This window comes from Aeromonas enteropelogenes (assembly GCF_020097295.1).
In the GTDB taxonomy this organism is placed as follows: domain Bacteria; phylum Pseudomonadota; class Gammaproteobacteria; order Enterobacterales; family Aeromonadaceae; genus Aeromonas; species Aeromonas enteropelogenes.
The window spans coordinates 1,932,276-1,958,746 of record NZ_CP083625.1 but is presented as its reverse complement, the minus strand read 5'-3'; the positions used below and the strand labels follow the sequence as shown (position 1 = coordinate 1,958,746).

The following is a 26,471-nucleotide window of genomic DNA, read 5'->3' as shown; positions in this document are numbered from 1 at the left end:
CCGGAAAGCTTTGTTCAAAAAGACAAATATCAGCTATTGGAAAAGGATTTATTTGTCACATTAAACAAATCAGTTGTCGAGATTGAGCCCGAGATAGAGCAGAAACTTGTCATCTAACTTGTTGAAATTCAAGCCAGTTATCTGCTCTATCTTGCCAATGCGATAGCGCAGCGTATTGGGGTGAATGAACAGGATTTCGGCACAGCGATGAAGATCACAATCCTGCAAGAAATATTGGCGCAAGGTTTTCAGTAGCGTTCCCTTTGCATCCTCTCGCGCCAGCTTCTGCAGGGGGGCGCGCAGCTGATCCGCCTGCCAGGAGTCCGCCAGACTGCCGAGCAGCACCGGCAGCCGGTAATCCTCGAAGAAATAGACCTGCTTGCGGGGGGCTTGGCGCATGCCGCGGCGCAAGGTGTCCCGCGCCGTCTGGTAGGAGCGCGCCAGCCCGTCGATCCCGGCGAAGTAATCACCCACCGCGATGCGCACCTTGAAGTGGGGAATGCGTGCCAGCAGCTGCTTGATGCGGCCCCGCTCCTGCTCCGACTGCCACACCTCGTCCACGATCTGGGCCGGTTTGAGCACTACTATCTCGTCCAGCCCATGGATGGCCACCAGATTGTCCCGCTCCGGATGTTCCAGCTGATGGACCAGCTCCCGCAAGCGGGCCGGATCCGCCTCCTCCAACGCCAGTACCGCTACCACTCTGGGCTGGGCCAGATCCAGTCCGAGGAAGCGGGCCGCCTGCAGTAGCTGGTCGACCTTGCCCTCCCCCCGGATCAGCTGCAGCACCAGCTCTTCCTTGTGGCGCTTGTCCCACTGCAACTGCTCGGTGAGCGCCGCCTGCTCCAGAATGAGTTCGGCGGTCATCCGCACCAGCTCGGCGTAAGCACGAACGATGTCCGGATCGCCAGAGATGCCGATGACCCCCAGCAGCTCCCCCTGATAGGCGATAGGCAGGTTGATGCCGGGGCGCACCCCTTTCAACTCGCGGGCGGTGGCTTCGCTGATCTCCACCACCCGGTTCTCGGCCAGCGCCAGCACGGCCCCCTCGTGACGCTGATGGAGCCGCTCCGGATTACCTGAGGCAATGATGAGTCCGTGTTCATCCATCACGTTGACCGAGAACGAAAGGATCTTCATCGCCCGACTGACAATCTGCTGCGCGAGTGTGTCATTTAGCTGCATAACATCTCCGGACAAGGGACGACTGGTGGCCCGCCAACCCGCAGCGGGAAGGCAAAGATGCCACATCATCAAGACAAGCGAGAGGGGGATCGCTAGAATAGGCCACTTTACCCGATGTGTGCCCCGCCATGGAGCAGGAATTTGGTGCTTTCACCTCTGCCCGGGCCGGCCCATCCCTCCGAGATATGGACTCTGCTATGGATTATGAATTTCGCCGCGATCCGTTCGGTGGCTATCGCGCCCGGTTCTCCATGGGCCACGAGGCCATCGGTCAGTGGCTGATCGACGAAGTGGGCAAGGATGAAGAGAAGATCGACGAACTGTTTGCCATCATCGATCAGCTCTCCAACCGCACCCGCACCGAGTACCGGCTGCTTGGCGGCGACTACTCCCTGCTGCTGACCCACGAAGAGGCCGAGGTGAAAGCCAACGCCCTCAATATCGAGCTGGACGAGGATCTCGACGATCTCGCCTACTACGATGATGAACAGCTGGCCATGTGCGGGCTGGAAGATTTTGCCCAGGTGCTGGTCTCCTGGCGCGCCTTTATCCGCAACGAGGATATGGGCTGATCACCCCATTTCGGGCAAGCATGCCCTCTGCCTAACCAACAGGATTGACTATGTCTATTTACGATTTTGATGACGAACTGCCGGAAGACGAGCTGGATCAACCGAAGAAACCCGCCCAGCCCAAGAAGAAGGGCAAACAGGTGCTCAACACCCAGGTCAACCTGAGCCCGCGCGATGCCAGCCGCCTGAACGGTCTGCACGTCGAAGCCATCACCACCCTGGATGACGTGAGCCTGCCGAAGAACGTGATCTTCAAGGCCGGCCTCATCGCCCTGGGCGAGCTGGACGCCAACGCCCGTGCCGACATCATCGCCCGCGTGATCGCCGAATCCGGCCGTTGATAACCCCCTGAATGCCAAAAGCCGGAGCCCATGCTCCGGCTTTTTTTATGTTGGCGCAGCCGTGGCGGATGGGGATCCGACCAGCTTATTGAGCCTTGTGTCACGGGAGACCCCGTTGTTAAGGTGCGACCTTCCGCTGCCAAGGAGATTCAATTTTGCCCCTACCCGACTCCCTCATCTGGGCTGCGCTGGCGCTGGCCGTGCTGCTCTGTCTCGCCCGCCAACGCTTGCCCGGTCTGATCCTGCTGGGCATCTCCCTGCTGCTGGCGCTCTGGCTGGAACGTATCACCCCCGTCGCCCTGCTGGCCAGCCTGGCTGGATTGCTGCTGGCCTGGCGCACCCCGACTCTGCCCACCCCCTGGCGAAATGGTGCGCAAGGGCTGGTGCTGTTGTGGGCCATCGCCCTGATGCTGCACCTCATCCCAGGCTTTCACAATCTCAAGGTGCTGGACCAGGTGCTGGCCGGGCCGGACAGTGTGCCGTTCAACATGTATCTCAATCTGGACAAGCCGCTGGTCTTCTTCGGCCTGCTGCTGGCCTGGCCCGGTTTGCTGGGCCCGGGCGGCGCCATCCGCTGGCGCGCGCTCGCCCTGCTGCTGTTGCCGCTGGCGGCGCTGCTGATCTGCGCCTGGCAGCTGGGAGCACTGAGGCCCGAGGTGGGGCTGCCTCACTGGTGGTGGCTGTTTGCCTTCAACAATCTGCTGTTCACCTGCGTAGCGGAAGAGGCGCTGTTTCGCGGCGTGATCCAGCAGGAGATCGCCCGGCGCGGTCGGCTCTGGCTGGGCATTCTGGTGGCCAGCCTGTTGTTCGGGGCAGCACACCTGGCCGGTGGCCCGTTGCTGGTACTGTTTGCCGCCCTGGCGGGGGCCTGTTACGGGCTGGCGTTCCATTTCAGCGGGCGTCTGAGTGCCGCCATCGTCGTCCACTTTCTACTGAACTTCGCCCACCTGGCCCTGTTTACCTACCCGCTGGCCCGCTGAACCTCAGCCGCGCGGGGACTTGCCCCTGAACTGCTTGATGCTGCGCTTGGCCTGGGTACGGCGATTGGCCTGCTTGTCCCGCGGTGCCCGCTTGCCCTCGCCGCTTGCGGGCTTGTCGGTCACCGGGAAATCGCCGAGCTCGGCCAGTGGCAGCTCGCGCCCGGTGAGGGTTCGGATCGCGGCCAAGGTTTCGGCTTCGCCGTGGCAGGTGAGCGAGATGGCCAGACCGCTGCGCCCGGCCCGGGCGGTGCGCCCGATACGATGCACATAGACGGGAGCGCTGGCGGGCAGATCCAGGTTGATCACCACGGGCAGCGCCTCCACATGGATGCCGCGCGCCATCAGGTCGGTGGCCACCAGCACCCGCACCTTGCCCGCTTTAAAGTCGGCCAACGCCTGTTCTCGCTGCGCCTGCTCCTTCTCGCCATGGAGGGCAGCCACCGCGATGCCCGCCTTGGCAAGCTTGCGGGCAACCCCGTCCGCATCGTCCCGCGCGCTGATAAACACCAGCACCTGAGGCCACGCCTCCTCCCCGAGCAGCTTGATGAGCGCCGGTACCTTGCTGCTCTTGTTGACCAGATAGAGCCGCTCCTCGATATCGCTCGCCACGCTGTTGAGCGGATCCGCCTCGACTCGCAGCGGATCCGTCAGCAGGCCGCTGGCCAGCCCGTCCAGCTCGGCAGGCAGGGTGGCAGAGAAGAGCAGGGTCTGGCGAGTGGCAGGAGTCAACCCCAGGATCATCCGGATATCGGGCCAAAAGCCCATCTCCAGCAGGCGATCCGCCTCATCCAGCACCAGGGTACGCAAGCCATCAAGCTCCAACAGCTGCTGGTTTAGCAGATCCCGCAGCCGCCCCGGCGTCGCCACCAGCAGTTGCGGCCCCTGCGCCAGTTCGCTCTGTTGCAGCTCCTGCGCCACTCCGCCGCACAATGTCACCATGCGCACGCCCAGTGCCCCGGCAACCCCTGCCAGTGCAACGCTCACCTGGGCGGCCAGCTCGCGAGTCGGCACCAGCACCAACCCCTGCACCTGGCTGGCGGCGGGGTCCAGCCGCTGCAACAGCGGCAGACCGAACGCCATTGTCTTGCCGCTGCCGGTACGAGCCAGCGCCAGCAGATCCCGCCCCGCCAGCGCCGCCGGAATGGTCAGTTGCTGAATGCGGGTCGGGGTGTGCAGCTGTTCAGGCAGGGCGGCCAGCAGAGCAGGATGAAGGGCAAGTTCGCGAAAAGTCATGGCGCTACGTCGTTGAAGAAGTGGGAGGCGAAGTCTAGCCAGCGCAAAGGGAGAAGTAAAAGAAAGGTCGCCGTGCAGGCGCCCTGGCGCCGCAGCCGACCATAAAAATAACGGCCTGCCCTGTCAGCAGACAGGGCAGGCCGTCGGGCCATCAGAACGAACGTCGAATTACAGGGCGGCCAGGGCAGCGGCGTAGTTCGGCTCGTCGGCGACTTCGGCCACCAGCTCGCTGTGCAGCACCTTGTTGTCTGCATCCAGCACCACGATGGCGCGGGCAGTCAGCCCCACCAGCGGGCCGGAGGAGAAGGCCACGCCGTAATCTTCCATAAAGGCGGCACCACGCAGGGTGGAGAGGGTTACCACCTTGTCCAGCCCTTCGGCGCCGCAGAAGCGGGACTGGGCGAACGGCAGATCGGCGGAGATGCAGAGCACCACGGTATTGTCCAGGGCGCTGGCTTGCTCGTTGAACTTGCGTACCGAGGTGGCGCAGGTCGGAGTGTCAACGCTCGGAAAGATGTTCAGGATCTTGCGCTGACCGGCGAAGTTCGCCAGGGTCACATCGGAGAGATCCTTGGCCACCAGGGAGAAGGGCTTGGCCTGCTCACCGGCAACCGGGAAGTGACCGGAGACGGCGACGGGGTTGCCTTGCAGAGTGACTGAACGGCTCATGTGTTATGTCCTTTATGGGTGTTGTAACTATCCGGATAGCCAGTATAGGCGGGCGAGGGCCCGACAAACACCCGCCAACATCAGGGATATCGGGAACTCTTGCCTAGGTACCGGGCCGACAAACTGCCGCCAGAAACTGACTGAAGAATAAAGGGGGATTGACCTTGGATATAACACCAAGGTTTACACTGAATCCAGTCATCAAGGAGCCCGCTGGGGCGAGCTCCCGCCAAGAGGAACCCTGTATGAGCAAATCCTGCTGCAGCTATCAGCATGCTACCTCTCCCATCAAGGCCGTCAGCAAGACGACCAGTGGCCAATCTGAACATCGGCACGACAGCCACTGCTGCGACAACGTGGCGCCCGCCAGCAGTTGCTCCGGCAAGGCCGCCCACGAGCATCAGGCGCACCCGACCGGCGAGTCACCGGACGAGGCCGAACCTCCTCAAGGGAGCTGTCACGGCCAGGGTTGCTGTAGCCAGCCCTCATCCCATGATCATGACCATGAGCATCATGAACACGGCGAGGCTACCGACTCGGGCGAGCCCGTCGGTGACTGCCAGCGCCACAGCTGGCAGGTACTGGGGATGGACTGCCCCAGCTGTGCCCGCAAGATAGAGACAGCCGTCGGTCGGGTCGAGGGGGTGCAGCAGGCCCGCGTACTCTTTGCCACCGAAAAACTGGTGGTGGATCTGGCCCCCGGCCTCTCCCCCGATCCCGTCACCGCCGCCGTGCTGGCCGCCGGTTTCCAGCTCAGGGATGCCACCCAGGCCAGGCAACAAGAGGAGAAGAGCCGCGGCCCCCTGATGACCCTGCTCGGCAAATATTGGCAACCCCTGTCGCTGGCCAGCCTGATGCTGGTAGCAGCCCTGCTGCCGGACGAATTCGGTCAGCCTCTCTTTACCCTGGCCACCCTGTGGGGACTGTGGCCCATCTCCCGCAAGGCCTGGTCATTGACCAGGAGCGGCTCCCCCTTCGCCATCGAGACCCTGATGACGGTCGCCGCCGTTGGCGCCCTGTTCCTCGGCGAAACCGCCGAAGCCGCCATGGTGCTGCTGTTGTTTATGCTGGGCGAGCATCTGGAGTCCTACGCCGCAGCCCGCGCCCGTGCCGGGGTCACAGCCCTGATGGCGCTGGTGCCTGACAAGGCGGTGCGCATCCGCACCGGTTTACAGGGTCAGCCACAAGGTGAGATCCGGGAAGAGGTGGCGGCCGAAGATCTTCGCCCCGGCGACATCATCGAAATTTCTCCCGGAGCCCGTTTGCCCGCGGATGCCAGATTGCTCGACGACCTTGGCACCTTCGACGAAAGCGCCCTGACCGGGGAATCCATTCCGGTAGAGCGCAGCAAGGGGGAAAAAGTGCCCGCCGGTAGTCTGGCGGCAGATCGGGTGGTGCGTCTCGAGGTGGTTTCGGAACCGGGCAACAACGCCATCGACCGCATTCTGCACCTCATCGAGGAGGCAGAGAGCCAGCGCGCCCCCATCGAGCGCTTCATCGACCGTTTCAGCCGCTGGTACACCCCGGCCATCATGCTGGTCGCCCTGCTGGTGGTGATCATCCCTCCCCTCGCCTATGGCCAGCCATGGGACGAGTGGGTCTATCGCGGGCTGGCACTGCTGCTCATCGGTTGCCCCTGCGCCCTGGTGATCTCCACCCCGGCGGCAGTCACCTCCGCTCTGGCGGCCGCGACCCGGCAGGGAGCCCTGATCAAGGGGGGGGCGGCGCTGGAGCGGCTGGCCCATATCGATACCGTCTCCTTCGACAAGACCGGCACCCTGACCCTGGGCAAGCCGCAACTGACCGAGCTGGTGAGCCTCAATGGCCAGGCCGAGAGCGAGCTGCTGGCGCTGGCGGCGGCCATCGAACAGGGGTCCCATCATCCGCTGGCCAAGGCCGTGGTGACGGCGGCCAGTGAACAGGCGCTGACTCTGGCGGCAGCCCGGGATCTGCGCGCCCTGCCAGGCATGGGAGTTGAAGGGCGCATCGACGGCACCCTCTGGCAACTGCTGGCACCGAGCCGGGTGGCCACCCTGAGCCGCGAGCAGAACGAAAGGATCGCCACACTGGAGCAGCAAGGCAAGACGGTGGTGGTGCTCTGCCAGACCCGTGACGATGCGACCACACCGGTTGCCCTGCTGGCCCTGCGGGATCAGATCAGGCCGGATGCGGCGGCGGCGCTGCAGGAGCTCAGGGTACTGGGGCTGCAGGGCATCATGCTGACCGGGGACAACCCGCGCGCCGCCGAGGCCATTGCCGGCGAGCTCGGCATGGACTGGCGCGCCGGTCTGCTGCCGGAAGACAAGGTGCAGGAAATAGCCAAGCAGGCCACCCGACAGAAGGTCGCCATGATAGGAGATGGCATCAACGATGCTCCCGCCATGAAGCGCGCCAGCATCGGCATCGCCATGGGGGGCGGTACCGACGTGGCGCTGGAGACCGCCGACGCCGCGCTGACTCACAACCAGCTCGGTGGCATCGCCGCCATGATCCGCCTCTCCCGTGCGGCGCTGGCCATCATCCACCAGAATATCGCCCTGTCGCTCGGGCTCAAGGCCATCTTCCTGGTTACCAGCCTGCTCGGCATCACCGGGCTCTGGATCGCGGTGCTGGCTGACACCGGCGCTACCGCGCTGGTCACCGCCAACGCCCTGCGTCTGCTGCGCAAGCGCTGATCCCGTCAAGGCATTAATCGCCACATCCACAAGCCGCCCCCGACAGGGCGGCTTTTCTTTGCCCATTTATCGGACGACGACATAGAAAAAGCGCGCCTGCCGCTCGGCAGTCGCGCTTTGCTTACTCTCTCGGGATTATCCCACCCTTGGCGAGGTGGAATTCAACCCGGGGACGCCGAGCCATCCCCCGGACTCTATGGGTCTGCTTACCCCGCGGACTCGGTCACGCTGACGCTCAGGGTCGGATGCTCCTTGTCCATGGCATTCAGGACAAACCGGTAGCTGCCCGCCTTGTCCAGCGTCATGCCGATATCACCCCCTCCCTTGCACAGGGTAAGCGGTGCCGCCGTCGCCAGCACATCGGTGGCCTCACACTTGCCGTAATTGAGCGCTCCCCAGCTGGCATCCGCAATCTTCAGGGGCGTCTCACCCAGCTGCGCCTCGGCAACCGGCATGGTCAACTCATATACATAGTTGCCACTGAAGGTCAGCTGGTTGACGGGATCCCACTGGCCGAGGAAGCCACGCACGAAGACACTGGTCATGCCAAAGGGTGGCAGCGTACTGAGATCCGTCTTCTTGCCGACTGGCAGCCCCGTGCCCTGGGCCCCGCTCTGGGGCTTGACGAACACGGCGGCAGACCAGGCACCCAGCGTCAACTGGCCACCGGACACCGCTGCCCCGCGGGCTATGCTGTCACTGCGGTCGTGAGCCGGGCTCAGCACCAGAGCGGCGAGATCGATGGGCTGATCCGCCCCGTCGCGGAAATCACCGATGCTCCGGCTCTGGTTGGTGGCGTTGATCATCACCACCAGACCGTCAATGGCCGGATCCAGATCCGCACCGGCGGCCATGCCGTCATCCACCGTCATCACGATGAGGCCGGGCACCTGATCCGGTCCGGTATTGCGAAAATCAACCCGCTTGATCACTTCGGCCCCACTGCCCAGACGCAGCAGACGAGAAGATTGACGCAGCCTGGCCAGCTCCTGGTAGAAGCCCACCATGGTCGCCATGTCGGCACCGCTCGGCTTGGCATGCTGGCCGAGCACCTGATCGATCAGCGGATAGTTGTCGCCATCCTTATCCTTGCGCGGCAATCCCTTGTCAAAGTTGTTGTCAGCCAGGGTGTAATCGACCCGGTTGTACCAGTCCCCCGAGTCGTAGCTGTCCCGCTCCATGGACTTGGAGCGCAGCAACTCGACGCCGGCGTGGGTGAAGGGAATGCCCTGCCCCAGCATGGCGGTAGCCAGCGATACCCCCTGCATCCGCACCAGATCGGCTCCCGCCGGCGCCTTGTAGATCAGGTTGTCGAACAGGGTCTGGTTGTCATGCTTGGAGACATAGTTCTGGATCTCGGTCGGATCCTGGGCATAACCGGCAGGCTGACCGTTATAGTCGATCTCGGCCCCCTTCATCGGGATGCCATCCTTGTCGGTCAGCACGAACTCCTTGAGGTTGCCGGCCATGCCGAGACGCACCAGATCGGCCTGATGCAAAGCGGTGGCCAGCTCGACGCCATCCAGCTCATTGGCATCCACAAAGGCGCCGTTGCCAAAACCCTGAGTCTTGCGAATAGTATCGCCACCGTCGAACGGACTGCCGCCGCGCACCGCATCCCGCAACCGATCCGAGAAGGATCCGATGCCGGTCCCGGCCAGGTGCTTCTGGGTCGCCTGCACGAAGCGCTTGTCATCCTGCACCTCACCGAAGTTCCACCCCTCGCCGTAGAAGTAGATCTCGGGGTTGACCTTCTTCACCGCCGCCAGCGCCTGCACTATCTGATCTTTCGGGTGATGGCCCATCAGGTCGAAGCGGAAGGCATCGATCTTGTAGTCGCGAGCCCAGGTCACCAGGGAGTCATCCACCAGCTTGGCGAACATGGCGTGTTCCGGCGCCGTGTTGGAGCAGCAGGTGGAGTTCTCGACCGAGCCGGTCTCCGGATTGAGGCGCTGATAGTACCAGGGCACTATCTTGTCGAGCACCGACTTGGGCCCCAGGCCTGCCTCGTTGGTGTGGTTGTAGACCACGTCCATCACCACGTTCATGCCGATGTTCTGCTTGATGGCCTTGACCATTTCGCGAAACTCCAAGATGCGCTGGCTGCCCTCGGCGTTGGTGGCATAGGAGCCTTCCGGCGCCGTGTAGTGATAAGGATCATAACCCCAGTTGAAGGAGTCGACGCCGCGCAGATAGCCGTAGAGCTCCTGCACCTGCGGGTTCTCCTTGCTGTCGCTCCCTTGCAGATCGCCGAGCACGGCTTCGATGGTCTGGCCGCTGCTGCAGTAGCCGGCGAACTTGGAGTTCTGCACCTCGGGATTGACCTGGCACAGCTTGCCAAAGTCGTCGCCGATGTTGGCGACCTTGGCCGGGTCTTCGTTGACGGTGGCGATGTCGAACACCGGCAGCAGGTGCAGGTGGCTGACGCCGCTCTGCGCCAGGGATTGCAGGTGCCTGACCGGTACCGTATCACTCTCGGCCAGGCCGAGGAACTTGCCGCGGTGCTCCGCCGGGGTCGAGTCGTCGTTGCCGGTCAGATCGCGGACATGGGCCTCGTAGATGATGATGTCAGCCGGGTTCTGCTGGCTGTGGGGAGCCTTTAGCTCGTCCCAGCCGGCCGGCTTGAGGGCCGGATCGTCGAGATCCACCACCTGGCTGAACTCGGAGTTCATCGCCAGGCTCAGGGAATAGGGGTCGGTCACCTGATAGGACTCCAGCTTGCGGCTGACCGGGTGATAGACCTGGATGTCGTAGCGGTAGAACTTGCCCACCAGCTCACTGCCACCCTGCACGCTCCAGCTGCCGCAGGCCTCGTCCAGGGTCATGGCACGCTCGCCCAGCGACTTGTGCTGCTCGTCAAACAGCGCCAGCTTGACCATTCTGGCGGTCGGCGCCCACAGCCGGAAGGTGACATTGCCCCCCTCAACGATGGCGCCATAGTCGAGCTTGCTCGCCGCATCGCTATAGAGAGCATCAAGGGCGCCGGCGCTCTGCACCAAGGTTGCTCCCTGCAGGATGCCCTCGGCATCGGTGCCGATGGCCACCAGCTCCCCCTTGAGCAGGGGCTTGAGATCTTTCCCGGCCGGCAGGGCAAAGGCGGCGGCATCTTTGAGATGCGGATACCTGGCCTGCTGCTCCGCCGTCAGGCTGGTCGGGGTCAGGCTGATATAGGGGAAGTCGAATACCCCGTCGGCATTGGCCTCGATGGTGCCCGACTCTGTGTAGTAGAGGCGAACGTGAGGCTTGTCCTTGCCCCCCTGCCAGATCAAGGTGTTGCCGTCGATCAGGTGGGCGCTGGCTCCGGCAACGCCGAAGGCGGCGGTGAAGGCATCGGCCCGGCTGTCGAAGATCTCGTTCTTGCCGGCAACGATGGCCACGGTGCGATCCGGATGATCGCTGAAGACTACCTTCATATCGGCGCCGGTCAGGTTGCCGAGGGAACCATCCCGGGCGATAAAGTTGATGCACCCTTCCACCTTGGCCAGCGGGATCACCCAGGCAGGGCCAAAGCTGTCGGCCGCCGTCGGCGTATTGCTCTTGTCATCCCAACCGCCATTCAGACCGCTATCGGCAGTGGCGGAACAAGCTTCGTTGTTCCAGAGATGAAGACTATGACTGGCGAAGGGGCCATCCACCCCGCGGGCGGCACTGGTCTGGGTATCCACCAGAGCGATGACCGCCTGATTGTCACCCGCCATCAGCAATTCGGCGGGGGCCTGCACCTTGGGCAGACGGGCGACAGGCCCGTCCTCGGTGCCGGGAGGGACGGTCACATCCGGGTTGGTAGGGATCTCGGGGTTGGTAGGCACATCAGGGGTGGTAGAGCCGTTGTCATTACAGCCAGACAAAAGCACGAGCAGTGAGGCTGTTGCCAGCGCCACCTTGGTCTTTTTCATATCCATGATTTTTATAATTCCCGCTGTAGTTAGTCTCGATAGTCGAGCACCCGGTCGTTGCCAGGTGGTGCCATATTAATCAGCGACAATCGTTTCAAATGTGAGCGGGTGGGCAAAAAAACCGACCAGTTTCAACAAGATAACGTTTTCAAACTGAAACTTGGATCCGGCTCACAGACCTTTCCGGCATTTGGCTCCATATCTAGAAAATGCCTGTCACAGGGTCAGAAAAACCATTTCCGATCAAGTGGATATACAAGGAGCAAGGGATGAAAAGGATTGAGGAACAAGCCAGACAGCTTGATCAGGAGTACCAGGCCATTGCCCAGCTGTTCGACCAGTTTTGCCAGCAGGCGGGCACGCTCGCCGAGCAGTACCAGTTCTTCAGCTGGCCGGACTATGAAGATTCCCCTCCCCTGAGTCGCGCCTTCACCCTGCTGGGAGAGCCCCGCGAGCTGCGCCTGCATTGCCAACCGGGAGAGCGGGGCGCTCTGCATGGGCTGATCCAGGTGGTCACGGAGGATGAGACCATAGATGCCAGCCTCGGCTTTCGCGCCGATGGCCAGCTGTTGCTGGAGTCGGGCAAGCTGCTGGACAACCCGCCCGGGCTGCTGCTCAAGCTGCTGCTGGGGGCCATCTGGCAGCACAAGCCCGAGCCGGAAAACAACGGCCACACCCATTGAGGCCGGGGCCTCATTCCACCATAAGCAGGAAAAGCGCGACTAAACGGAGCAAAGAGCGCCGTCCGACCAAAGAAAAATGCCAGTCAGCATTCACTGACTGGCATCGACAAGGCTCGGGCCGGGATCAGATGGCGACGGGCGCCTTGATACCTGGATGGGGATCGTAACCCTGGATCTCGAAGTCCTCGAACTGGTAGTCGAAGATGGAGTCCGGCTTGCGCTTGATCACCAGGGTCGGCAGCGGGCGCGGCTTGCGGGTGAGCTGCAGCGCGGTCTGCTCCATGTGGTTGGAGTAGAGGTGCACGTCGCCGCCGGTCCAGACGAAGTCGCCCACTTCCAGACCACACTGCTGGGCCATCATGTGGGTCAGCAGAGCGTAGCTGGCGATGTTGAACGGCAGGCCGAGGAAGACATCGCAGCTGCGCTGGTAGAGCTGGCAGGAGAGTTTGCCGTCCGCCACATAGAACTGGAAGAAGGCGTGGCAGGGAGCCAGCGCCATCTTGTCCAGTTCGCCCACGTTCCAGGCGGAGACGATGATGCGACGGGAATCCGGATTGTGCTTGATGTCGTCCACCGCCTTCTGGATCTGATCCACCACGCCACCGTCGGCGGTCGGCCAAGAGCGCCACTGGGCGCCGTAGACCGGGCCCAGATCGCCGTTCTCGTCGGCCCACTCGTCCCAGATACTGACGCCATTCTCTTTCAGATAGGCGGTATTGGTGTCGCCGTTGAGGAACCAGAGCAGCTCGTGAATGATGGAGCGCAGGTGGCACTTCTTGGTGGTCACCAGCGGGAAGCCTTCGGCCAGGTTGAAGCGCATCTGATGGCCGAACAGGGAGACGGTGCCGGTGCCGGTACGGTCGGACTTGACGGTGCCCTCATCCAGGATCTTCTGCATCAGGTCGAGATACGCTCTCATTATTTTGCCTCCTTCACGGCATTACCAAACAACTGCGGGCGCTTGTAGGCGGCCCAAATCATCAGAGCTCCGATGAGGATCATCGGGGTGGACAGGATCTGGCCCATGCTGATCTCGTTGAAGTAGAGACCCAGCTGGCTGTCCGGTTGGCGCACAAACTCCACCAGGAAACGGAACAGGCCGTAGAACAGCAGGAACATGCCGGAGATGGCACCGCGCGGCGGATGCTTGCGCCAGAACAGGTTGAGGATGATGAACAGCACCACCCCTTCCAGGGCGAACTGGTAGAGCTGGGACGGGTGGCGCGGCTCCGGGCCCGCCTCCGGGAAGATAATGGCCCAGGGCACATCGGTGATCCGGCCCCACAGCTCGCCGTTGAGGAAGTTGCCGATGCGGCCGACCCCGAGACCAAACGGAATGAGCGGCGCCACGAAATCGGCCACGGTGAAGAAGTGGCGCCTGGTCTTGTGGGCAAACCAGATCATGGCGGTGATGACGCCGATGAGGCCACCGTGGAACGACATGCCACCGGTCCAGATCTTGAACAGATAGGTCGGATCCGCGAGGAAGAGATCGAAGTTGTAGAACAGGACATAGCCGACTCGGCCACCCAGGATCACCCCGAGAAAACCGTAAAACAGCAGATCGGAGACCTCGTCACGGGTCCAGCCACTGCCCGGCTGGGCGGCGCGGCGCCCCGCCAACCACATGGCAAACGCGAAGCCGAACAGGTACATGAGACCATACCAGCGTACCGATAGTGGTCCCAAACTGAATGCTACGGGATCAATCTGCGAGAAAACCCAATATCCGTCGTGCTGCATAAGCGGCCCCAGTCATAAGAAAAGCCGCATTCTCCGATCAATTGCCAGCGGGAACAAGACTGAATATCAATCGGGCAACTTGACCTTGTGGCCGGCCCGCAACAAACCGCCCAGCCCATGCTCTTCCAGATAGCGGGCAAACAGGCCGCGCAGCATGTGGGGATTGTCGTGCTTGAGGCCGTCCGCCAGCAGCGTAGTCAGCTCATCCAGCCGGGACTGGCGCAGCACGTACTTGATGCGGGCGATGTTGTGGGTGTTCATGCTGAAGCGGCGATAGCCCATAGCCAGCAGCAGGAGCACGCCGACCGGATCCCCGGCCAGTTCGCCACAGACCGAGACCGGCTTGTGGTAGCGGCGAGAGGCATCGGACAGCAGCTGCAGGGCGCGGATCACCGCCGGATGGAAGGCGTCATAGATGCTGGCAACCCGGGCGTTGTTGCGATCCACCGCCAGCAGGTACTGGGTCAGGTCGTTGCTGCCCACCGACCAGAAGTCGATGAGCGGCGCCATCTCCGGCAGGATATAGAGGGCGGAGGGCACCTCTATCATCACCCCGAGACTGGGGTAGCGGATCTCGGCTCCCCGGCCGGCCGCCTCTTCCGACACTTCCCGCCAGGCCTGATCCAGCAGGCGGCGGGAGGCCTTGATCTCGTTCACGCTGCTGATCATCGGCAGCATGATGGCCAGATTGTCGAGCCCTTCGCTGGCCCGCAGCATCGCCTTGAGCTGCACCAGGAACAGCTCGGGGTGATCCAGGGTAAGCCGGATCCCCCGCCAGCCAAGGAAGGGATTCTCCTCGACGATGGGGAAATAGGGCAGCTGCTTGTCGCCCCCTACGTCCAGGGTCCGCATGCAGACGGGGCGATTACGGTAAGTCTCCAGGATGCCGCGATAGCGGGCGGTTTGCTCCCACTCTGACGGGAAGCTGTCCTGCAGCATGAAGGGGATCTCGGTGCGATAGAGACCGACCCCGTCCGCCAGATGATTGAGGGCTATCTCGGTATCGGCGCTGAGGCCGGCGTTGAGCAGCAGGGAGACGGGGGTGCCATCGGCGGTTTCTGACGGCTGGTTGTCGACGCTGCGCACCAGAGTATCGAGGGCCCGCTCCTCATTGAGCAGCTGGCGATACTCGGTGAGGATCACCTGGTTGGGCTCGATGAAGAGATCGCCGCTGTAGCCGTCGACCACCAGCATGCGGCCGCCGATGTCGCCGAGCGGCAGATCCACCCCCATGATGGCAGCCACCCCCATGGCACGAGCCAGGATGGCGGCGTGGGAGTTAGTGCCCCCCTTGAGGGAGACCACACCGCTCAGAAACTCGCGCGGGACTTCGGCCAGTATGGTGGCGGTCACCTCATCGGCGACCAGCACCACGGGTTCACCGATGGAGATATGTTCCGGTTCGTTTTGCACCAGTCGGCTGATGAGGCGCAGGGCGATATCCTTCACATCAGCGGCGCGCTCCTGCAGATAGGGATCCTTCATCCCCTTGAACTGCTCGATCAGGCGATCGCTAATGATCTTGACCGCCGAGACCGCCGTCCAGTGCTCCTTGCTCACCTTGTTGCGGATCGGCTTGATGTAGCCGGGATCGTTCAGCAGGTGCAGGTAGATATCGAAGATCGCCACCGAGTCCTGGCTGTAGCTCTCGCGAAAGCGCAGCGCCAGGCTCTCCAGATCGTGGCGCACCTCCTCCACCGCTTCTTCCAGCCGAGCCAGCTGCTTGCCGTGCTCCTCATCCTTGCGCGGGGTGATGGAGTTGAGCGCTTTGCGGGGCCGCCACACCCAGGCCTTGGCCATGGCGATGCCGCTGGCCCCGGCGATGCCGCGCAGGGGCTTGCTCCAGTCGGTCTTCTGCAACCACCCCTTGGCCTGGGCCTGGGCGATGCGCGCCGCCAGCTGGGCCGCCAGGGTGACCATGAAGGACTCTTCCCCCTCATCGAAACGGCGACTCTCTTTTTGCTGTGCCACCAGGATGCCGACCACCTGGCGCTGATGCATAATGGGAGCGCCGAGGAAGGAGCGAAACGCCTCCTCGGCCACATCGGGCAGAAACTTGAAGCTGGGGTGTGCGGGGGCATCGGCCAGGTTGATCAGCTCTTCACGCTGACCCACCAGACCGACGATGCCCTGCTCGAAGGGTAGGGTGACCTTGCCAACGGCAGAGGGGGCCAGACCATCGGTGGCCGCCAGCCGGTAGCGGCGCATGTCGGGTTCCGAGACATAGACGGAGCAGCAGTCCACCTTCATGGCATGCCGGGTCTGGCTGACCAGGGCCTGCAGGGCTTGCTCGAGGGTATTGGCCTCGGCCATGCTCTCGACGATACGTCTCAGTTCCGTTAACAACTAATCTGTGCTCCTTAGCGTGCGCGATGGCGCCGCCCATCCTTCTTGTTGACCTGGGTTGCCGCGACCGGCATCGCCAGCGGGGCAAATTCCTTCATGACCCGACGATAAACCTCCCGTTTGAACGAGACAACCTGGCGCACCGGGTACCAGAAGCTGACCCAGCGCCAATCATCGAATTCGGGATGGCCATGACAGCCAAACTGGATCCGGGACTCCCTGCCCGAATTCAGCTGCAACAGGAACCATTTTTGTTTTTGGCCAATACAGACCGGTGAACTGTCCCAACGGACGAGACGCTTGGGTAAACGATACTTTAGCCAGTTACGACTGGTGGCCAATATGGTCACATCTTCGGGCTTGAGGCCAATCTCCTCATACAGCTCTCGATACATGGCCTGTTCCGGCGATTCACCATCATCAACCCCCCCCTGCGGGAACTGCCAGGAGTGCTGCCCATAGCGTTTAGCCCACAATACTTGTCCGTCACGGTTACAGATCACGATACCGACATTGGGACGAAATCCGTCGCCATCAATCACGTGATCACCTTATAAAGGCTGAATCTATAAAGAGATTGTTCCACATTCACCCCGTGGCAGCAAACAAGGAGTGAATCCCCCGTTTCATGAATAACTTTCAATTTCAAACATACTTATAAACAAATCCCAGGATCTGCGATGGCAAGTTGCCCACCCAGACTGTGCATAAAGCTGTTAGTAAACGGGTATATACAGTACTTTTTGATGATGAGTAAAAATGCCAACGGTATATCCACATCCCGTAGACAACAAGTAAAAACATTATTATACATATAGTTAAATGTAAAATAGTGGTTCTGGATCCTCGATGGCGACCCCGCAGGATCCATGCCATGGATTGTGAACAAGTCCAACTGTTCAAAGATCCACCACGACCAAATTATCCACAGGAGTGGCACACTATCTGCCCGTTTTCCCCTGTAAAAATGGGGCGGCATTCACATTTTTTTGTAACATCTCGGCGACTCATCCCAGTTCCATTTACTTATCCAAGATTTCTGTGGATAACTGTGTGCAACATCAGGCGCAAACCCTTGGACAACTGTTTCAAGCTAAAAAGCCACTCTTTACTGGCCTCGATAAAATAACCAAAACCCTTTAAAATCATTGAGATGTGCTGATAACAGCCAAATTATCCCCATTTGCCCGTCTCCATGCAGGATCGGCTATAAAAACAGCGATCCTTCTCTGGATCCAGGCTGGCGAGGAGAGAACGAACAAGATGGAACCAAGTATGCCGACCAATCCCCAGTCCGAGCAGGAGTTGCTGGCCCGCGCCTATGCCATGGCAGGGTTCACGCTGGCCCAGCTGGCAGCACAGGCGGGCATAGCCGTTCCCGGGGATCTGCGCCGGGACAAGGGCTGGGTCGGCCAGCTGATCGAATGGCAGCTGGGTGCCAGTGCCGGCAGCAAGCCGGAGCAGGACTTCCCGGATCTCGGGATCGAGCTCAAGACGATCCCCATCGATCCTCAGGGCAAACCGCTGGAAACCACCTTCGTCTGCGTTGCCCCGTTGATCGGTGTTACCGGCCAGCGCTGGGAGGAATCGAACGTGCGCAACAAATTGTCACGGGTACTCTGGATCCCGGTGGAAGGTAGCAGGGAGATCCCCATCGGGGAGCGCAGAGTCGGTATGCCGCTGATGTGGAGCCCGAACGAAGAGGAAGATCGACTGCTGCGTCAGGATTGGGAAGAGCTGATGGACATGATAGTGCTGGGAGAAGTGGAGCAGATCAGTGCTCGCCACGGCCAGGTGATGCAACTGCGACCCAAGGCGGCCAACAACAAGGCGCTGACCCGGGCCATCGGCCGTGATGGTCAGCCCATCATGACGCTGCCACGGGGCTTCTATCTCAAGATCAACTTTACCCACGGCCTGCTGCAACGCCATTTCGCCCTGCCGGTTTGACCAGCTGTATCAACATCCTTGTCATAAGCTGGTATAAAAATAGGCAGGAGCCATTTTTTGTACTCACTGACAAGGAGGCGTCATGCCACTCATCAAGCAATTCCTCAAATCAAAACCCGAAGTCAAAGTCACCTTTGCCGTGGAGAAAGAGGCAGCAGCCGGCGCCGAGCAGGTTCGCCTGCTGGGCGAATTCACCCAGTGGCAGCCGGTCGATCTGAAAAAGATGAAGAGCGGCGAGTTCAAGACCACCCTCAACCTGCCCACCGACGGACCCGGTTACTTCGAATATTGCTACCAGCTCATCACCCCTGAGGGGGAGACCCTCTATGACAACGACTGGGAGGCCGATGGCTATGTGCCAGGCCCCTTCGGACGGGACAACTCCGTGGTGCGAGTGAACCAGTAAGGCTCCCTCGCCAGTTCAGACGCAGATACAAAAAAGGCTCGCCATTGGCGAGCCTTTTCACTACCTGTCGAGCTTTTCGCCGACACATCGACACCAATTCGAATCGAATTAGTTGAGCTTCTCTTTGATACGAGCAGCTTTACCGGACAGGTTGCGCAGGTAGTACAGTTTGGCGCGGCGAACATCACCACGACGCTTCAGTTCTACACTGTGGATCAGCGGAGAGTGAGTCTGGAATACACGCTCAACACCTTCGCCGTTGGAGATCTTGCGAACGGTGAAAGCAGAGTGCAGACCGCGGTTACGCTTGGCAATCACGATGCCTTCGAAAGCCTGCAGACGCTCTTTACCACCTTCTTTAACACGAACTTGAACACGTACGGTGTCGCCCTGGGCAAAAGCCGGGATGTCGGTACGCATTTGCTCTTGTTCAAGCTGCTGAATAATCTTGCTCATTGTCTTTCCTTACCTAGGATAAACTGAAAACTCTACTTAACGCTGTCACGCACTTCGCGGACATACTCGGCAAGAAGTGATTCTTGCTCGTCAGTCAGAGCTAGGTTGTTAATAAGTTCCGGCCTTCTTTGCCAGGTTCGTCCAAGCGATTGCTTGAGACGCCAGCGTCGAATCACTTCGTGATTGCCGCTTGTCAGCGCCTCGGGCACCGCCAGCCCATCCAACACCTCCGGCCGAGTATAGTGGGGATGATCCAGCAAGCCATCCGTAAAGGAGTCCTGCTCGGCACTGGCCTGATCACCCAAAACCCCAGGGACCAGACGCGAAACCGCATCGATCAGGGTCATGGCAGGCAACTCGCCACCACTTAACACGTAATCCCCGATAGACCACTCTTCGTCGACTTCGGTTTGTATCACGCGTTCATCGATACCTTCGTATCGACCGGCTACCAGAATCAGTTTCTGATTCGTCGCCAACTCGGTTACGCCAGCTTGAGTCAGCTTGCGCCCCTGAGGAGAGAGATAGATGACTTTCGCCCCGTCTCCCGCCGCTTGCTTGGCTGCATGAATCGCGTCACGCAGCGGCTGAACCATCATTAACATGCCGGGCCCACCACCATAAGGACGATCATCGACCGTACGGTGCTTGTCGTGGGTAAAGTCCCGGGGGTTCCAGCACTCAATCTGCAGCAGGCCACTCTTGACGGCCCGACCCGTTACCCCGTGCTCGGTAATGGCTCGGAACATTTCAGGGAAGAGGCTAATCACCCCAATCCACATAAGAAACCTCCGGCACTCGTGTTACCGCGGGAAACTAGAAACCAGGATCCCAATCAACTTCGATTGTTCGAGCAGTCAGATCAATATTCTTGATCACCTGCTCTTCCAGGAACGGAATCAACCGCTCCTTTGCACCAAAGGCATCTTTTACATTGGCCTCAACCACCAACACATCGTTGGAGCCGGTTTCCATCAATTCGGTCACCTTGCCCATGTCGTATCCCTTGGTGGTCACTACCGAGCAACCAATCAGGTCACGCCAGTAGAACTCGCCCTCGGGCAACGCAGGCAACAGATCGGCGGGTACGCCAATCTCGACATTGGTCAATGCCAGGGCTTCCTCGCGCACGTCGATACCATCGAGTTTGCAGATCAGACCCTTGTTGTGACGTTTCCAGGACGAAACCCGAATTTCACGCCACGCCCCGTTCTGATTGATCAGCCAGGGGTTGTAATCGAAAATCGCTTCGGCAACATCGGTGAAGGAGTTCACTTTAAGCCAGCCCTTGATGCCGTAAACGGTACCCAGGGTGCCCAGAACTACAGGTTTTTCCACCTTAACTCCTTACCGTCTGGCTGATTAAGCAGCTTTGGCAGCGTCTTTGATCAGCTTGGCAACGCGGTCAGAAACAGCGGCACCAGTAGCAACCCAATGCTCGATACGAGCCAGGTCCAGGTTCAGCTTTTCAGCGTTACCAGAAGCAACCGGGTTGAAGAAACCAACGCGCTCGATGAAACGACCGTCGCGGGCGTTACGGCTGTCAGCAACTACTACCTGGTAGAACGGACGCTTTTTCGCGCCACCACGTTGTAAACGAATGGTTACCATATCGTCCTCATTAACATCTAATGAACAAGGCCCGCAAACACGCGGACCCTAGCTTAAAATAAGCCGCATAATTCTACTTGGATTCGTAATAATTGCAACCAAGCCAGCCATTTTTTGCGCAGAGCAGCAATGAAAAGGGCCTGCCGCTGGCAGACCCTCTCTCAATACGGCATGGATGATCAGAACGGGCCGCGGCCGCCACCAAAGCCGGGAGGCAGCATGTTCTTCATCTGGCTCATCATCTTGCGCATGCCGCCCTTGCCGGACATCTTCTTCATCATGCGCTGCATCTCGGTGAACTGCTTGAGCAGCTTGTTGACGTCCTGCACCTGCATGCCGGAGCCCGCGGCGATACGGCGCTTGCGAGAGCCCTTGATGAGGTCGGGATGGGCACGCTCCTTGGGTGTCATGGAGCTGATGATGGCCTCCATCCGCACGGTGAGCTTGTCATCCATCTGATCCTTGACGTTGTCCGGCAGGCCGGACATGCCGGGCAGCTTGTCGAGCATCCCCATCATGCCGCCCATGTTGCGCATCTGGGCCAGCTGCTCGCGGAAGTCTTCCAGATCGAAGCCCTTGCCACTCTTGACCTTGCTGGCCAGCTTGGCAGCCTTCTCTTTATCGACGTTACGCTCCACCTCCTCGATGAGGGACAGCACGTCACCCATGCCGAGGATGCGGGAGGCGAGGCGATCCGGGTGGAACGGCTCCAGCGCGTCGGTCTTCTCGCCCATACCGATGAACTTGACCGGCTTGCCGGTGATGTGGCGCACCGACAGGGCGGCACCGCCGCGGGCATCGCCGTCCGCCTTGGTGAGGATCACGCCGGTGAGCGGCAGCGCCTCGTTGAACGCCTTGGCGGTGTTGGCGGCATCCTGACCTGTCATGGCGTCGACCACGAACAGGGTCTCCACCGGCTTGATGGTGGCGTGAAGGTGTTTGATCTCCTCCATCATCTCGCCATCGACGTGCAGACGACCGGCGGTATCGACGATCACCACGTCATAGAACTTCTTGCGCGCCTGATCGATGGCCGCGTTGGCGATATCGACCGGCTTCTGGCTGGCATCGCTCGGGAAGAAGTCGACGCCGATGTCGCCGGCCAGTGTTTCCAGCTGCTTGATGGCCGCGGGACGGTAGACGTCGGCACTGACTACCAGCACCTTCTTCTTGTTGCGTTCCTTGAGCAGCTTGGCCAGTTTGCCAACCGTGGTGGTCTTACCGGCACCCTGCAGACCCGCCATCAGGATGATGGCCGGTGGCTGGGCAGCCAGGTTGAGCTGTTCGTTGGCCTCCCCCATCACGGTGACCAGTTCGCCGTGGACAATCTTGATGAAGGCCTGGCCCGGACTCAGGGACTTGGCCACTTCCTGGCCAACCGCCCGCTCCTTGACACGGGCGACGAAATCACGCACCACCGGCAGGGCGACGTCCGCCTCGAGCAGCGCCATGCGGACTTCGCGCAGGGTATCCTTGATGTTCTCTTCGGTCAGGCGACCACGGCCACTGACATTGCGCAAGGTGCGCGAGAGTCGTTCTGTCAAATTCTCAAACATGACGCATTCCGGTTCTTGGCGTAACAAATGGGGGGCATTATAACCCAGAGCTGGCGCGAGAACGATTATTCACCGCACTGTCGCAGTAAGCGCCTTCCTCCTTATATATGGGCAGATCGGCGGCAGCACAACTGGCGAGCATATCTTGTGCAAGGTATACTGCCCCTCTTATATCCCTAAATGCTTGTGCAACAACGACCTGGTTATGATCGTGATCTCTGTTCTGGCCCTGGCGTTCTATCTGCTGGCCATCGTCGCCTCCCTGCATCTGTTACTGAGCGCCAAGCCGGTGGGACAGCGCCCCCTGTTCGCCTGCATCGGACTGGCCCTGATGACTCACGCTGGCGCTCTCGGCTCGGAAGTGCTACTGAGTTCCGGCCAGAACCTGAGCATGCTGAACGTGGCCTCGCTGGTCAGTCTCATCATCAGCTGCTTCATGACCTGCGTCACCCGCCGCTTCAACGGCTGGATCCTGCTGCCGGTGGTCTACAGCTTCTCGGCCCTGCTGCTGGCCGCCAGCGCCCTCATTCCCGGTCGCTACATCACCCATCTGGAGGCCCATCCCCAGCTGTTGCTGCACATCGGCCTCGCCCTGATGGCCTATTCGGTATTGATGATCGCCTGCCTGTTTGCACTGCAGCTCGCCTGTCTGGACAAGCAGCTGAAATCGAGAAAAATCAGCCAGCTGCCGGCCATGCCGCCCCTGATGACGGTCGAGAAGCGCCTGTTCCAGCTCATCTCTGCGGGTGTGTTGCTGCTCACTCTTTCCATCGCCTCCGGCCTCTTCTTCCTTGAGGATATGTTCGCCCAAGGCAAGTCCCACAAGGCCGTGCTCTCCATCCTGGCCTGGTGCGTCTATGTACTGCTGCTGTGGGGCCATCACACCTATGGCTGGCGCGGCCGCAAGGTGATCACCCTGAGCCTGATTGGCAGCGTCATCCTGACCCTGGCCTACTTCGGCAGCCGCTTCGTCAAAGAAGTGCTGTTGAGCTGACCCGTTTTCCCCTTTAGCGACACCATCCACAGGAGCCCTTCTTGGACAGCATCTCAACGAGCACATTGCTGATTGTTCTCGTTTTCTTGATCCTTCTATCCGCCTTCTTCTCCAGTTCCGAAACCGGTCTGATGTCCATCAACCGCTACAAGCTGCGGCATCTGGCACAGACCAAACACAAGGCAGCACGCCGCGTCGAGCAACTGCTGTCCCGACCCGATCGCCTGCTGGGGCTGATCCTGATCGGCAACAACCTGGTCAATATTCTCGCCTCCGCCATCGCCACCATCGTCTGTATCCGCCTGTTTGGCGATCTCGGGGTAGCTGTCGCCACTTTCGGCCTGACCCTGGTGGTGCTGGTCTTCGGCGAGGTCACCCCCAAGACCCTGGCGGCCATGTTCCCTGAGAAGATCGCCTATCCTGCCTCCTGGGTGCTCAAGGGATTGATGGTGCCCCTCTCGCCCTTCGTCTGGATGATCAACGGTATCACCAGCGGCCTGCTCAAGATGCTGAAGATCAATCCGAACAAGGATGACTCCCTCAATACCGAGGAGCTGCGCACTATCGTCAACGAGGCGGGCAACCTGATCCCCCAGCGCCACCAGGAGATGCTGCTCAGCATCCTGGATCTCGACAAGATGCTGGTCGAGGACATCATGGTGCCCAGAAATGATATCTACGCCATCGACATCAACGACGACTGGAAGACCATATTGCGCCAGCTGGCCCACTGCGCCCATACCAAGATCCTGCTCTATCGCGACAACATCGACGACGTGGTGGGCTTCCTGCACGCTCGCGACGCCCTGCGCCTGATGGCCAAGGATCAGTTCAACAAGTCGAGCCTGCTGCGGGAAGTGGACGAGATCTATTTCATTCCAGAAGGGACGCCCCTCAACGTGCAGCTGGCCAAGTTCCAGCGCAACAAGGAGCGGATAGGCCTCATCGTCGATGAATATGGCGATATCCAGGGTCTGATCACCCTGGACGACATCCTGGAAGAGATTGTGGGTGACTTCACCACCTCCATGACCCCGGCACCCAGCGACGAGATCCACCCCCAGCCGGATGGCACCTTCCTGGTGGAGGGCTCGGCCAACGTGCGCGAGCTGAACAAGGAGATGAACTGGCAGCTGCCCATCGACGGTCCGCGGACCCTCAACGGCCTGATCCTCGAATACCTGGAGGAGATCCCCCAGCCCAACATCGGTATCCGGCTGGCGGGCTATCCCATCGAGATCCTGGAAGTGGAGAACAACATGGTCAAGATGGCGCGGATCATGCCGGCATCCTATCGTCCGGACACCCACGACGAAGATTGAAAAAGGGCTGCCTCTGGCAGCCCTTTTTAGTGATTATTCGCCCTCTTCCTCGGGCTCCAGCACCAGGGTCGGGATCAGCTCTCCGAACACCTTCTGCAACTCGTCACGGTTGGCCAGCAGATCCTGCAGTGTGTAGCTGTCCATCACCGCCAGGAAGGCATCCATCGCCTCCTTCAGGGCACTCTTCAACAGGCAGACCGAGACGATGTGGCAGGCTGGCGAGTTGCAGTCGATACCGTCGAGATTTCCCTCCAGCGCCCGGATCACCTGGCCAATGTTGACGGTCGCAGGATCACAGGCCATGCGAATGCCACCGTTCTTGCCGCGCTGGGATTGCAGATACCCCAGCTTCACCAGCTGGTTGACCACCTTCACCATGTGGTTGCGTGACACGCCGTACAAGACCGATACCTTGGCAACACTTGAGAGCTCTCCCTCCGGCAGGGTGGCCAGATAAAGCAGGGCTCTCAATCCAAAATCTGTATAACTGGTTAGTCTCATAAAGCCTGATTAGCGCAATGCGAAAAGTGAAGTGTTGATCCAAATCAAATAAACATCTAGGATGCCATTTATTAAATGACATTTTATATGTTCAATTAGAAAGAGGTTCCCTATGCTAGACCAAACGACCGTTGCCGTCATCAAAAGCACCATCCCTTTGCTCGAATCGGCAGGTCCGGCGCTGACTCAACACTTCTATCAGCGCATGTTCAGTCATAACCCGGAATTGAAAGATATCTTCAATCTGGCCCATCAGCGCAGTGGCGGCCAACCGCTGGCACTGTTCAATGCCGTGGCCGCCTATGCGAAGAATATCGACAATCTGGGTGCCCTGGCCGGTGCGGTCGAGCGCATCGCTCATAAGCACACGGGGTTCCTGATCCAGCCTGAACAATATCACATTGTGGGTAGTCATCTCTTGGCCACGCTCAAAGAATTGGGCGGAAGTGCGATCACTGACGAGGTTCTGGATGCCTGGGGCAAGGCCTACGGGGTACTGGCCGACATCTTCATCGGCCGGGAGCGGGAGATCTATCAGGAGAAGGCGGCCCAGGCCGGTGGCTGGCAGGGAACCCGCCCCTTCATTATCAAGGAGAAGCGGGCCGAGAGCGCGCTCATCACCTCCTTCGTGCTGGCTCCGGCGGATGGTCAACCCGTGCTGAACTTCAAACCGGGGCAATACCTCAGTATCAAGCTGGCTCACCCCCAGCTCGAGTATCAGGAGATCCGCCAGTACTCCCTCTCCGATGCCTCCAACGGCCGGGAGTACCGCATCAGCGTCAAGCGCGAGCCAGAGGGACAAGTCTCCAACCTGCTGCATGACCATCTGCACGTCGGTGACAGTATCGACGTCATGCCACCGGCCGGCGACTTCTTCCTGCAGGCTGACAAGGCGACCCCGGTGGTGCTGATCTCCGGCGGAGTGGGCCTCACTCCCATGCTGAGCATGCTCAACCATCTGCTGGCCAGAGACCATGGCGCCAGCATCAGCTGGCTGCACGCCTGCGAACGAGGGGATCTGCACGCCTTCAGGGAGGATATCCGGCACAAGTGCGCGCAGCATGACAGGCTGCAGAGCCGGGTCTGGTACCGGGAGCCGATGGCTCAGGATCAGCAGGGGAAAGATTATGACTTCCGGGGAACTATGGATCTGGCTCAGGTGGCAGAGCTGCTCGCGCCCGATGCCCACTACTACTTCTGCGGGCCGCTTGGCTTCATGCAATCCATCAAGGATCAGCTGCTCGCGGCGGGCATTCCTGCCGGACAGCTGCACTACGAAGTGTTTGGTCCCCATAAGGATCTGTAAGGCGGGTTAAACACTTTCTCCTGACGAGGAGCCAGCCGGTCACGGC

Annotated in this window: 24 protein-coding genes; 10 read left to right on the top strand and 14 right to left on the bottom strand. The window is 60.5% G+C overall.

Going from position 1 to position 26,471, the window contains the following annotated elements:
* Positions 1 to 69 precede the first annotated feature (69 nt).
* Positions 70 to 1,185 carry a sugar diacid recognition domain-containing protein gene (locus tag LA321_RS09195; RefSeq protein ID WP_042026663.1) on the bottom strand — a complete coding sequence of 372 codons (1,116 nt, stop codon included), beginning with the start codon at positions 1,183 to 1,185 and terminating at the stop codon, positions 70 to 72.
* A gap of 197 nt (positions 1,186 to 1,382) precedes the next feature.
* Between LA321_RS09195 and LA321_RS09190 the strand changes: the two genes are divergently transcribed.
* The 3 genes from LA321_RS09190 to LA321_RS09180 all read left to right on the top strand — a co-directional run bounded on the left by LA321_RS09190 (position 1,383) and on the right by LA321_RS09180 (position 3,078).
* Entirely contained in the window at positions 1,383 to 1,757 is a 375-nt protein-coding gene (locus tag LA321_RS09190; RefSeq protein WP_026457863.1) for a YacL family protein, read from the top strand.
* A 50-nt stretch (positions 1,758 to 1,807) separates the two neighbouring features.
* Positions 1,808 to 2,098, top strand: coding sequence for a hypothetical protein (locus tag LA321_RS09185; RefSeq protein ID WP_026457862.1), 291 nt, complete (start codon positions 1,808 to 1,810; stop codon positions 2,096 to 2,098).
* 152 nt (positions 2,099 to 2,250) lie between these two features.
* Positions 2,251 to 3,078 carry a CPBP family intramembrane glutamic endopeptidase gene (locus tag LA321_RS09180; protein ID WP_042070441.1) on the top strand — a complete coding sequence of 276 codons (828 nt, stop codon included), beginning with the start codon at positions 2,251 to 2,253 and terminating at the stop codon, positions 3,076 to 3,078.
* A gap of 3 nt (positions 3,079 to 3,081) precedes the next feature.
* Here the strand turns inward: LA321_RS09180 and LA321_RS09175 are convergent, their stop codons facing one another.
* Together LA321_RS09175 and tpx are read right to left on the bottom strand one after the other, a co-directional pair.
* Positions 3,082 to 4,311 carry a DEAD/DEAH box helicase gene (locus tag LA321_RS09175; RefSeq protein ID WP_042070442.1) on the bottom strand — a complete coding sequence of 410 codons (1,230 nt, stop codon included), beginning with the start codon at positions 4,309 to 4,311 and terminating at the stop codon, positions 3,082 to 3,084.
* A 168-nt stretch (positions 4,312 to 4,479) separates the two neighbouring features.
* Positions 4,480 to 4,980 carry a thiol peroxidase gene (gene tpx, locus LA321_RS09170; RefSeq protein ID WP_042070443.1) on the bottom strand — a complete coding sequence of 167 codons (501 nt, stop codon included), beginning with the start codon at positions 4,978 to 4,980 and terminating at the stop codon, positions 4,480 to 4,482.
* 245 nt (positions 4,981 to 5,225) lie between these two features.
* Here tpx and LA321_RS09165 point away from each other — a divergent pair, with 245 nt between their 5' ends.
* A complete protein-coding gene (locus LA321_RS09165) occupies positions 5,226 to 7,655 on the top strand; it encodes a zinc/cadmium/mercury/lead-transporting ATPase (protein WP_042070444.1) in 2,430 nt (809 codons plus the stop codon).
* Between the two features lie 206 nt (positions 7,656 to 7,861).
* Here the strand turns inward: LA321_RS09165 and pulA are convergent, their stop codons facing one another.
* Positions 7,862 to 11,557, bottom strand: a complete 3,696-nt coding sequence (pulA, locus tag LA321_RS09160) for a pullulanase-type alpha-1,6-glucosidase (RefSeq protein ID WP_224212254.1) — start codon at positions 11,555 to 11,557, stop codon at positions 7,862 to 7,864.
* A gap of 263 nt (positions 11,558 to 11,820) precedes the next feature.
* On the opposite strand from pulA, the gene LA321_RS09155 reads away from it, so the two are divergent.
* Positions 11,821 to 12,234, top strand: a complete 414-nt coding sequence (locus LA321_RS09155) for a hypothetical protein (protein WP_042070445.1) — start codon at positions 11,821 to 11,823, stop codon at positions 12,232 to 12,234.
* Between the two features lie 124 nt (positions 12,235 to 12,358).
* Here the strand turns inward: LA321_RS09155 and thyA are convergent, their stop codons facing one another.
* From thyA to rppH, 4 genes are all read right to left on the bottom strand, one after another.
* Positions 12,359 to 13,153: a thymidylate synthase gene (thyA, locus tag LA321_RS09150; RefSeq protein WP_042070446.1), complete on the bottom strand. Its 795-nt coding sequence runs from the start codon at positions 13,151 to 13,153 to the stop codon at positions 12,359 to 12,361.
* Complete coding sequence (gene lgt / locus LA321_RS09145) at positions 13,153 to 13,977, bottom strand: prolipoprotein diacylglyceryl transferase (protein ID WP_026457733.1); 825 nt, start codon at positions 13,975 to 13,977, stop codon at positions 13,153 to 13,155. Before lgt ends, thyA begins: the two co-directional genes overlap by 1 nt.
* 66 nt (positions 13,978 to 14,043) lie before the next feature.
* Positions 14,044 to 16,323 (bottom strand): phosphoenolpyruvate--protein phosphotransferase, encoded by a 2,280-nt coding sequence (gene ptsP / locus LA321_RS09140; protein ID WP_042070447.1) that lies wholly within the window; start codon positions 16,321 to 16,323, stop codon positions 14,044 to 14,046.
* A 14-nt stretch (positions 16,324 to 16,337) separates the two neighbouring features.
* Positions 16,338 to 16,865, bottom strand: coding sequence for an RNA pyrophosphohydrolase (gene rppH / locus LA321_RS09135; RefSeq protein WP_042070448.1), 528 nt, complete (start codon positions 16,863 to 16,865; stop codon positions 16,338 to 16,340).
* A gap of 733 nt (positions 16,866 to 17,598) precedes the next feature.
* On the opposite strand from rppH, the gene mutH reads away from it, so the two are divergent.
* Positions 17,599 to 18,273, top strand: a complete 675-nt coding sequence (mutH, locus tag LA321_RS09130; RefSeq protein ID WP_042070450.1) for a DNA mismatch repair endonuclease MutH — start codon at positions 17,599 to 17,601, stop codon at positions 18,271 to 18,273.
* A gap of 82 nt (positions 18,274 to 18,355) precedes the next feature.
* Positions 18,356 to 18,679, top strand: coding sequence for an isoamylase early set domain-containing protein (locus tag LA321_RS09125; protein WP_042070451.1), 324 nt, complete (start codon positions 18,356 to 18,358; stop codon positions 18,677 to 18,679).
* Positions 18,680 to 18,787: 108 nt separating this feature from the next.
* Here the strand turns inward: LA321_RS09125 and rplS are convergent, their stop codons facing one another.
* The 5 genes from rplS to ffh form a co-directional block, all read right to left on the bottom strand.
* Positions 18,788 to 19,135 carry a 50S ribosomal protein L19 gene (gene rplS / locus LA321_RS09120; protein WP_005308701.1) on the bottom strand — a complete coding sequence of 116 codons (348 nt, stop codon included), beginning with the start codon at positions 19,133 to 19,135 and terminating at the stop codon, positions 18,788 to 18,790.
* A 32-nt stretch (positions 19,136 to 19,167) separates the two neighbouring features.
* Positions 19,168 to 19,917, bottom strand: coding sequence for a tRNA (guanosine(37)-N1)-methyltransferase TrmD (gene trmD / locus LA321_RS09115; protein WP_005308699.1), 750 nt, complete (start codon positions 19,915 to 19,917; stop codon positions 19,168 to 19,170).
* Positions 19,918 to 19,951: 34 nt separating this feature from the next.
* A complete protein-coding gene (rimM, locus tag LA321_RS09110) occupies positions 19,952 to 20,473 on the bottom strand; it encodes a ribosome maturation factor RimM (protein ID WP_042026670.1) in 522 nt (173 codons plus the stop codon).
* 24 nt (positions 20,474 to 20,497) lie between these two features.
* Positions 20,498 to 20,746 (bottom strand): 30S ribosomal protein S16, encoded by a 249-nt coding sequence (rpsP, locus tag LA321_RS09105; RefSeq protein ID WP_005308695.1) that lies wholly within the window; start codon positions 20,744 to 20,746, stop codon positions 20,498 to 20,500.
* Between the two features lie 179 nt (positions 20,747 to 20,925).
* On the bottom strand, positions 20,926 to 22,302 hold the full coding sequence (gene ffh, locus LA321_RS09100) for a signal recognition particle protein (RefSeq protein WP_042026672.1): 1,377 nt from the start codon (positions 22,300 to 22,302) through the stop codon (positions 20,926 to 20,928).
* A 205-nt stretch (positions 22,303 to 22,507) separates the two neighbouring features.
* Here ffh and LA321_RS09095 point away from each other — a divergent pair, with 205 nt between their 5' ends.
* Both LA321_RS09095 and LA321_RS09090 read left to right on the top strand, forming a co-directional pair.
* Positions 22,508 to 23,296 (top strand): cytochrome C assembly family protein, encoded by a 789-nt coding sequence (locus tag LA321_RS09095; RefSeq protein WP_042070546.1) that lies wholly within the window; start codon positions 22,508 to 22,510, stop codon positions 23,294 to 23,296.
* Between the two features lie 41 nt (positions 23,297 to 23,337).
* Entirely contained in the window at positions 23,338 to 24,618 is a 1,281-nt protein-coding gene (locus LA321_RS09090; RefSeq protein WP_042070453.1) for an HlyC/CorC family transporter, read from the top strand.
* Positions 24,619 to 24,651: 33 nt separating this feature from the next.
* Here the strand turns inward: LA321_RS09090 and LA321_RS09085 are convergent, their stop codons facing one another.
* Entirely contained in the window at positions 24,652 to 25,119 is a 468-nt protein-coding gene (locus LA321_RS09085; RefSeq protein ID WP_042070454.1) for an Rrf2 family transcriptional regulator, read from the bottom strand.
* 112 nt (positions 25,120 to 25,231) lie between these two features.
* On the opposite strand from LA321_RS09085, the gene hmpA reads away from it, so the two are divergent.
* A complete protein-coding gene (gene hmpA / locus LA321_RS09080) occupies positions 25,232 to 26,425 on the top strand; it encodes an NO-inducible flavohemoprotein (RefSeq protein WP_042070456.1) in 1,194 nt (397 codons plus the stop codon).
* The last annotated feature ends 46 nt before the right edge of the window (positions 26,426 to 26,471 follow it).

Excerpts from the sequence above, each read along its gene's own strand:
- LA321_RS09175 (WP_042070442.1), bottom strand. The coding sequence starts at position 4,311 with ATGACTTTTCGCGAACTTGCCCTTCATCCTGCTCTGCTGGCCGCCCTG.
- thyA (WP_042070446.1), bottom strand. The coding sequence starts at position 13,153 with ATGAGAGCGTATCTCGACCTGATGCAGAAGATCCTGGATGAGGGCACC.
- LA321_RS09195 (WP_042026663.1), bottom strand. The coding sequence starts at position 1,185 with ATGCAGCTAAATGACACACTCGCGCAGCAGATTGTCAGTCGGGCGATG.
- LA321_RS09125 (WP_042070451.1), top strand. The coding sequence starts at position 18,356 with ATGCCACTCATCAAGCAATTCCTCAAATCAAAACCCGAAGTCAAAGTC.
- LA321_RS09155 (WP_042070445.1), top strand. The coding sequence starts at position 11,821 with ATGAAAAGGATTGAGGAACAAGCCAGACAGCTTGATCAGGAGTACCAG.
- rpsP (WP_005308695.1), bottom strand. The coding sequence starts at position 20,746 with ATGGTAACCATTCGTTTACAACGTGGTGGCGCGAAAAAGCGTCCGTTC.
- mutH (WP_042070450.1), top strand. The coding sequence starts at position 17,599 with ATGCCGACCAATCCCCAGTCCGAGCAGGAGTTGCTGGCCCGCGCCTAT.
- hmpA (WP_042070456.1), top strand. The coding sequence starts at position 25,232 with ATGCTAGACCAAACGACCGTTGCCGTCATCAAAAGCACCATCCCTTTG.
- LA321_RS09185 (WP_026457862.1), top strand. The coding sequence starts at position 1,808 with ATGTCTATTTACGATTTTGATGACGAACTGCCGGAAGACGAGCTGGAT.
- trmD (WP_005308699.1), bottom strand. The coding sequence starts at position 19,917 with ATGTGGATTGGGGTGATTAGCCTCTTCCCTGAAATGTTCCGAGCCATT.
- pulA (WP_224212254.1), bottom strand. The coding sequence starts at position 11,557 with ATGGATATGAAAAAGACCAAGGTGGCGCTGGCAACAGCCTCACTGCTC.
- lgt (WP_026457733.1), bottom strand. The coding sequence starts at position 13,977 with ATGCAGCACGACGGATATTGGGTTTTCTCGCAGATTGATCCCGTAGCA.
- LA321_RS09190 (WP_026457863.1), top strand. The coding sequence starts at position 1,383 with ATGGATTATGAATTTCGCCGCGATCCGTTCGGTGGCTATCGCGCCCGG.
- rplS (WP_005308701.1), bottom strand. The coding sequence starts at position 19,135 with ATGAGCAAGATTATTCAGCAGCTTGAACAAGAGCAAATGCGTACCGAC.
- LA321_RS09085 (WP_042070454.1), bottom strand. The coding sequence starts at position 25,119 with ATGAGACTAACCAGTTATACAGATTTTGGATTGAGAGCCCTGCTTTAT.
- LA321_RS09095 (WP_042070546.1), top strand. The coding sequence starts at position 22,508 with ATGATCGTGATCTCTGTTCTGGCCCTGGCGTTCTATCTGCTGGCCATC.
- ffh (WP_042026672.1), bottom strand. The coding sequence starts at position 22,302 with ATGTTTGAGAATTTGACAGAACGACTCTCGCGCACCTTGCGCAATGTC.
- tpx (WP_042070443.1), bottom strand. The coding sequence starts at position 4,980 with ATGAGCCGTTCAGTCACTCTGCAAGGCAACCCCGTCGCCGTCTCCGGT.
- LA321_RS09165 (WP_042070444.1), top strand. The coding sequence starts at position 5,226 with ATGAGCAAATCCTGCTGCAGCTATCAGCATGCTACCTCTCCCATCAAG.